Genomic DNA, 4342 nt, shown 5'->3' on the forward strand with positions numbered 1-4342 from the left:
TTCTGCACCAGCATGTCGGCCATGCGGTCGGGCATCGCCCACATGCCCTTGCCGATCTGCGCCTTGCCCGAAAGCCCGCAGGCGAGGCCGATCTGCACGTTGCGATCCTCGTAGGAGGTGATCCAGGGCGTCGTTTTCATGTCGCCCTTGCGCAGCATCGCCCCGGCCTGCATCGAGGTGTGCATCTCGTCGCCGGTGCGATCAAGGAAGCCGGTGTTGATGAACATGATACGGTCCTTCACCGCATGGATGCAGGCGGCAAGGTTCGCGCTCGTGCGGCGCTCCTCGTCCATCACGCCGATCTTCAACGTGTGGCGGGCAAGGCCCAGCACATCCTCCACCGCATCGAACAGATCGTTGGCGAAGGCGGCTTCTTCCGGCCCGTGCATCTTCGGCTTCACGATATAGACCGAACCCGTCCGGCTGTTGCGGCGCGCGCCATTGATGTCGTGCATGGCGATCAGGCTGGTGACGATGCCATCCAGAATGCCTTCCGGCGCCTCGGCCCCGCCCGGCAGCAGCACCGCCGGGTTGGTCATCAGATGCCCCACATTACGCACCAGCAGCAGCGAACGGCCATGCAGCGTCAGCGCGGAGCCATCGGGCGCGGTGTAAACCCGGTCCGGATTGAGCCGCCGCGTCATCATCCGTCCACCCTTCTCGAAGGTGTCTTCAAGATCGCCCTGCATCAGCCCGAGCCAGTTGGCATAGGCCGCGACCTTGTCCTCGGCATCCACCGCCGCGACCGAATCCTCGCAGTCGCAGATCGTCGAAATCGCCGCTTCCAGCACGACATCGGCGATCCCGGCCGGATCGTCCTTGCCGATGGGGTGCGCCGGATCGATCACCACTTCGATATGCAGGCCATTGTGCCTGAACAGCAGGTTCGCACCCGCCCGGCCGACCAGTTGCGAAGGATCCTTGAGGCTCGGCTCACCGCCCGTCCACTCCGCCCACGAACCCGAAGCCAGCGGCACCGCCTCATCCAGAAACGTCTTGGCCCAGGCGATCACCTGCCCGCCGCGCACCGGATCATAGCCCTTCCCCGACGCCGCGCCGGGAATGGCATCGGTGCCATAAAGCGCATCATAAAGGCTGCCCCAGCGCGCATTCGCGGCATTGAGCAGGAACCGCGCATTGAGGATCGGCACCACCAGCTGCGGCCCCGCCGTCACCGCCAGCTCGGCATCCACATTCTGCGGGGAGACCGAAAACGGCGCGGGCTCCGGCACCAGATAGCCGATCTCGGTCAGAAACGCCTTGTAGTCCGCCATATCCTGCGGCTGCCCGGCGCGGTCCTTGTGCCAGGCATCGATCTTCGCCTGCAGGTCCTCGCGCTTCGCAAGCAACGCAGCATTGCGCGGCGCGAACCGGGCGAAAATGTCCGCCGCGCCTGCCCAGAACGCATCCGCCGTCAGCCCCGTCCCTGGCAGAGCGCGCGTCTCGATGAAGTCCGCGAGGACTCCCGCCACCTGCAGCCCCGAACGCTCGAAATATCCGCTCATCGCAACCACTCCCATAATCCGATGCCCTCCCCTAGGCCGCATGGCCGCTTTGCGGTAGAAGTAAATAATTCAACGCAGCTTCTCCTGTGGGGAAACAATGTTCGATCCCGATTACGATCTCTTCCTCGCCATCGTCGAAGCCGGATCGATCTCCGCCGCCGCCCGCGCACAGGGCGCTTCCACCGCTGCCCTTTCCAAGCGCCTCGCCCGGCTGGAGGAGCGCCTCTCCGCCCGCCTCGTCCACCGCACCACGCGCCGCCTCGCGCTCACCCCGGCGGGGCAGGATCTCCATGACGCGCTGCTCCCCTTGCGCTCCACGCTCAAGGCGGCGGAAGAGCGCGTCAGCGGCCGCCACGCCCATGTGCGCGGGCCCTTGCGCCTCACCGCGCCCACCTCGTTCGGCCGCATGCATGTGGTGCCCCACGTGCCTACCTTCCTCGCCGCCCATCCGGACGTGCGGCTGCAACTCGATCTCTCGGATGAATTCGCCGATCTGCTCGATGGCAGCTGCGACCTTGCCATCCGCATCGGCGCGAAGATCGGGAACGGTCTCACCGGCCACCGCCTCGGCACCAGCCACCGCGTGCTCTGCGCCGCCCCCGCCTATCTCGCCGCGTTCGGCACGCCCGAAACACTGGCAGACCTCAAGCACCACCGCGTCCTCGCCACCACCAGCCAACTCCCCTGGCAACTCGATGGCCCCGAGGGCACCGTCACCCACTCCGGCCAGAGCCACGTCCGCACCAATTCCAGCGAAGTCGTCCGCGAACTCGCGCTCGGCGCCTGCGGCATCGCGCTGCGCTCCTTGTGGGATGTCCACGAAGCTCTGGCGTCAGGCGCGCTCACCCGCGTCCTTGTGCAGTATCAGGGCTCGCAGGATGTCGGCATCTATGCCGTCCACGCCCCCACCCCGGCGCTACCCGCACGGATCGAGGCCTTTATCGCGCACCTCGCCGCCCACCTCTCGGCAGGCAGCGGCCTCGCCTAGGCGGACACCCGAATGCAGGCGATCCCGCGCGAGGCAAGGCGCCCGCAGATCGCATGGGCATCACGCCCCGATGCGCGCAAGCGATAGACCTGCACCTGCCGCACCACCGCCGGGACGATCACCGGCTCCAGTGCCTGCAACTCCGGCTCGTTAGCCGAAAGCTCCTGCCACAGCTCATCGGCCCCGGCGATATTGGATGCCGCCGCCAGCTGGATCGTCTGGAGCGGCCCCTGCACCGGCCCCTGCACCGGCCCCTGTACCGACAAAGCAGGCGGAACCAGCGGCGCATAGGCCTGCCGCACCGGCGCCTCGCGCAGCGGCGGCGGCAGTCCCAGCGCCGCGCTCTTCGCCGCCTCGGCATAGTCCAGCGGCTGGCGCAGGATCACCACCGAAGTCGAAGCCGGATTGGTCAGCGCATAGAGCTGCCGCGCGAAGTCCCAAGGCAGGCGGATGCATCCGTGCGAGGCCGGCGCGCCCGTCACCCGCCCGGCATGAAGCGCCACCCCGCGCCAGGTCAGCCGCTGCATATAGGGCATCGGCGCGTTGCCATAGGTGCGCGAGCGGTGCTTCACGTGCTTCTGCAGGATCGTGAATGTGCCCGCCGGCGTGCCGTAGCCGCGCCGCCCGGTCGAAACCGTGGTGGAGCCCCACTCCGCCCCGTCCTTGAACACATAGAGCCGCTGCGAGGGAAGGCTCACCACGATCAGCACACCCTTGCGCGCGGCCGAAACGGGGGTCGGCGGAGGCGGTCCTTCCGGTTCACCATCAAGCGCCGGATCGGGCGAGCACTGCGCCGCCGCCGAAGCGAAGCGCACCGGCGCGGCGGTCGGCGCCACCCGCTCGGCAAAAGCCGCATGGCCCAGCACGCCGCATCCCAGCAGCGCCAGCAGCAGTCCCGCCAAAACCGAGATTCGTCCCGAAACCCACTCCATGAGGTATGGTTAACGGATCGTTACCTCACGCGACACTGCTTTTTGGTCCCTCGCGCATCACCCGAAACGTCCCTCAACGGGACACGGCGAGCCTCGCTCCGCCCGCCTGCCAGCCGCCGCCCAGTGCCCGGAATGCGGTGACAGCGGCGCGTGCCGCCTCGGCCCGCGCGGCAATCGCCTGATCTTCGGCATCGAGCCGCTGCCGCTCGATACCGAGCGCCTCGACGCGGCTCACAGCGCCGGCCTGAAACGCGGTCTCGATCCGCTGGCGGCTGTCCGTCAGCCGCGCCGCGACTGTCGCCGCCGCATCCGCCTGCTCGCTGCGCTTGGTCAGCGCCAGCAGCGCATTTTCGCCCTCGGCCGCTGCCTGCAGCGCGGTCTGCTGCCAGGTCGCCACCGCTTCCTTGAGCTGCGCCTGCGCCGCCGCTTGCTGCGCGCGCAGCCGCCCGCCAGTGAACAGCGGCACGCTCAGCCCGCCGCTGGCGCCGGTCTGCACCGCGCCGCCGGTGAAAAGGTTGCTCATGCCATTGGCCAGAAGCCCGGCAAATCCCGAGATGGTGAAGCGCGGGTAGCGCGCCCGGATTGCCTCGGCCACCCGCGCATCGCTCGCCGCCACCAGCCGCTCCGCCGCGACCACATCGGGCCGCCGCGCCAGCAGCGAGGCCGGACCATCGGGCACCGCCGGCGCACGCACCGCTGGAATGGCGCCTGCGCCCAGCTCTGCCGCAGCCTGCCCCGGCGCACGGCCCATCAGCACATCGAGCCGGTTGCGCTCGACCTCCAGCGCGGTTTCCAGCGCGGGAACCGCCTGCGCCGCCCCGGCCAGTTCGGCGCCGCTGCGGTCGGTCTCGGTCAGCGCCGCCACGCCGCGCTCGGCCCGCTGGCGCAGCAGGGCATCCGCATCGCGCGCAGCCGCC

At 69.0% G+C, this 4342-nt stretch carries 4 protein-coding genes; 1 reads left to right on the forward strand and 3 read right to left on the reverse strand.

Annotated elements, in window-relative coordinates:
* A partial coding sequence (locus K5Q19_RS15095; RefSeq protein ID WP_292946804.1) for a malate synthase G occupies positions 1-1505 on the reverse strand: 1505 nt, incomplete at its 3' end.
* A 97-nt stretch (positions 1506-1602) separates the two neighbouring features.
* Here K5Q19_RS15095 and K5Q19_RS15100 point away from each other — a divergent pair.
* The gene (locus tag K5Q19_RS15100) at positions 1603-2493 is read left to right on the forward strand and encodes a LysR family transcriptional regulator (RefSeq protein ID WP_292946807.1); all 891 of its coding nucleotides are present in this window, start codon (positions 1603-1605) and stop codon (positions 2491-2493) included.
* Here K5Q19_RS15100 and K5Q19_RS15105 read toward each other — a convergent pair.
* On the reverse strand, positions 2490-3395 hold the full coding sequence (locus tag K5Q19_RS15105) for a L,D-transpeptidase family protein (RefSeq protein WP_292946810.1): 906 nt from the start codon (positions 3393-3395) through the stop codon (positions 2490-2492). The genes K5Q19_RS15100 and K5Q19_RS15105 overlap by 4 nt on opposite strands.
* Before the next feature lie 103 nt (positions 3396-3498).
* Positions 3499-4342 (reverse strand): TolC family protein (locus tag K5Q19_RS15110; protein WP_292946812.1); only part of this gene is annotated, 844 nt, incomplete at its 5' end.

The sequence above is a fragment of the Novosphingobium sp. genome (assembly GCF_019748365.1).
Lineage (GTDB): Bacteria > Pseudomonadota > Alphaproteobacteria > Sphingomonadales > Sphingomonadaceae > Novosphingobium.

Bases quoted from the DNA above. Each gene is read 5' to 3' on its own strand.
- K5Q19_RS15100 (WP_292946807.1), top strand. From the start codon at position 1,603: ATGTTCGATCCCGATTACGATCTCTTCCTCGCCATCGTCGAAGCCGGA.